The sequence below is a fragment of the Candidatus Rhabdochlamydia sp. W815 genome (assembly GCF_018642185.1).
Lineage (GTDB): Bacteria > Chlamydiota > Chlamydiia > Chlamydiales > Rhabdochlamydiaceae > Rhabdochlamydia > Rhabdochlamydia oedothoracis.
This window is the reverse complement of sequence record NZ_JAAVTY010000180.1, coordinates 1-1,396: the sequence shown is the minus strand read 5'-3', so window position 1 is coordinate 1,396 and position 1,396 is coordinate 1. Positions and strand designations below refer to the sequence as shown.

The 1,396-nt window shown below is 46.1% G+C and carries 1 pseudogene; it reads left to right on the top strand.

Features of this window, described 5'->3' with window-relative positions:
• Positions 1-1,396 (top strand): annotated as a pseudogene (locus tag RHOW815_RS08905) (hypothetical protein); the annotation flags it as partial.

Genomic DNA, 1,396 nt, shown 5'->3' with positions numbered 1-1,396 from the left:
TATTCGTTGCAAATGCTAATCTAACTATCGAAAATTGCAATATACAAAATGGTGCAGCTATTGGGGGAAATGGAATCTCAAATCAAGGTAGTGGAGGAGGAGGAGGATTAGGAGCAGGGGGTGGAGTGTATGTAGCTCCTAATACTGTTGTTACTTTGAATAACACCTCTCTTAAGAATAATCTTGCACAAGGAGGAAAAGGTGCAAGTGGTTTTCAAAATTTGAAAGGAGGAGGTTTCAGTGGATCAGGAGGAGGGGCTAGTTTTTCATCAGCTGACCCAAATGCTAGTCGGACACAAGGAGGAGGGGATAATCCAGGTCAACATGGATCTATGGGAAATCCAGTAGCAATAGGAGGAAATGAAGGAGGAAATGGAGGAACGGTAACAGCTCAGGCTCTTTACGACAACGACATATATAAAGTTCTCTTTATCGGTTCTAAATTCCCAGGGATTGGAGGTTTTTTTTCTATAGCTAAAAAATTCACTAAAGTCGATTTAACGCCCCAATTTGACATAACAGATGGTGAGTCAGGCAGTAGTTCTGAAAACTTAAGCAATAATGATGGTGGAGGAAAAGGTGGCTCTACTACAGGTAGTATTTATGAGTTTTTGACAAGTGATCAAGTTGTAGATGGAGGAACGGGAGGAAAAGGAGGAGCCGGTGGAGGTGGAGGTGGAGGTGCGTATGTTGCACAACCCCCAACACTATTTGAGCAAGTAGCAAACATAGAATTCAACGAACGCGTAGTCTACGCAAAAATACAACTTGTCTCTCAACCTGGTAATGGTGGTGATAAGGGTGGTGGTGGTGGTGGTGCGGCTAACCTAAGAAACGGTGGTGGTGGTGGTGGCTATGGCAGCGGTGGTGGAGGGGGGTCCTCAGTCACTCTCGACATTTCAACTCCAAAACCAAAACGGGGAGATACTCCAGGCGCTACTTCCAGAACTCCTAATCAGGCAATAGCACAACTAGTACCTATAACGGGTTTTGGTAGTGGCGGTGGTGGTGGTGGTTTTGGCGGTGGCGGTGGTGGTGGTGGTGGAGATTTAACGACCCTCCCGGGAGCAACAGTCAAATATACATCCGGAGGAAGATCCAAATTCGGTAGAAGTGGGATTCTAACAATTTCTGTTGGGAGAAACATCCCTTACCAGGGAGGAGGAGGAGGAGGCGGAGGTGGTTTTGGAGGAGGCGGAGGTGGCAACGATGCTTTTCTTCAGGAGGAGGAAAACAACCTTGCTAAAAAGCCTAAATATTATATTTTTAAGGAAGGTATGGTTAGCCAAGGAGGGAACTTTGGGGGAAATGGCGGTGGTCAGGCTCAACAAATAAAACCTTATGCAGGAAGTGGTGGTGGTGGAGCTGGAATTGGAGGAGCTGTTTTTGTTGGTAA